Below are 286 nucleotides of genomic sequence, written 5' to 3'. Positions count from 1 at the left end.
GCTTGACGCGTTGTCGCCGTCGCTGATCCGGCTGACGAAGAAAGCCGCGCAGACGACGCGCGCGATCATGCCGGCCAGCGGCGACGACAGTTACGCGGATCTGATGTTCTGGATCGAAGCCTTGCATCGCAGTGTGAGCGAGCACAGTCGCGACCGGCAGCAACTTGGCGCCGTGCCGCAGCTTTTGCAGGCACGTCTGCGCTCGCTGGCCGACACGTCGCGCGAGATGGCGCTCGGTATGGACTTCTCGTTTCTGCTCGACCAGGATCGCAAGCTGCTGTCGATC

At 64.0% G+C, this 286-nt stretch carries 1 protein-coding gene; it reads left to right on the top strand.

Going from position 1 to position 286, the window contains the following annotated elements; translation table 11 throughout:
- A partial coding sequence (locus tag ACYPXD_RS33115) for a hypothetical protein (RefSeq protein WP_459719730.1) occupies window positions 1-286 on the top strand: 286 nt, incomplete at both ends.

The organism is Paraburkholderia sp. 2C (assembly GCF_054589215.1).
The sequence above is the reverse complement of the archived record's forward strand: the minus strand, read 5'-3'. Positions and strand labels throughout refer to the sequence as shown.